The sequence below is a fragment of the Staphylococcus sp. GDY8P57P genome, from assembly GCF_017892585.1.
Taxonomy (GTDB): domain Bacteria; phylum Bacillota; class Bacilli; order Staphylococcales; family Staphylococcaceae; genus Staphylococcus; species Staphylococcus borealis.
Genome location: NZ_JAESLK010000067.1, coordinates 1 through 837 on the forward strand (window position 1 = coordinate 1; position 837 = coordinate 837).

The 837-nt window shown below is 28.9% G+C and carries 1 protein-coding gene; it reads right to left on the reverse strand.

Annotated features, from left to right (window positions below):
• Positions 1–663, reverse strand: a 663-nt coding sequence (locus KA878_RS13480; protein ID WP_204181384.1) for a protein rep, incomplete at its 3' end; no start/stop codon positions are given.
• Positions 664–837 lie beyond the last annotated feature (174 nt).

The window sequence follows — 837 nt, forward strand, 5'->3', positions numbered from 1 at the left end:
CGCTTTAATATTTGCTACTGGCCGATAATTAACTTGTAATGCTTTTTGCCATAAATTAATCCAATCATTTTGAGAAATGTAATTCTCAGAACCTCTAAAATATTTACTTTCAACACACAATAAAACATGCATATGTTGATTATAACTACCGTCATTTTTATTAACTGTAACCTCTGTCGAACGCATAAAACCAATTAAATTTTTACTAACTTTTTTATATTTAAATAATCTTCTAAATGATTCAGTTAAATGTTTAAGACTTTTTTCTAAAGTATCTCCATCTATCGCATTTCGTGTTGATAGTGTAAGAAACAACCAACGTGCTTTCGGCTTTTCTTTAACCACTTCTTCAATCACTCTTTGAGCTTGATAACTATTTTTCATAGCACGCCTCCAATTACAAACTGGACACAATTTTGATTTACAAAACCATGTCTTATGTAACTTCAAATAACCTTCATCAGTAGGCTTGAACTCTAAGACGTTACCACATTGTTTTACGTTAAAAGCCTTTTTAATTTTTAAGATTTCTAGTATATCTGCATAACTTACATTATCGATTTTCTTTTCTCTCCACGGGCGTTGTTTCCCACTTTTCGTTAAGTCTTTTAGTGTTTTATTATCTTGATTTTCATCTATATATTTTGTATGATTGTCTTGCATATAAAAAGACCTCCAGTATTTGATTTTAGCTCGACACTTTAATCTTATTACTGGAGTTTTTTTATGTCAAATTTTATTTTATACACTAAAAATCTTTCAAAACACTGTTACATCAAGCTTGAAACAACATTTTAAAAAAGAACGTTATTTCTATATAGTATCAAGACAAGAAGA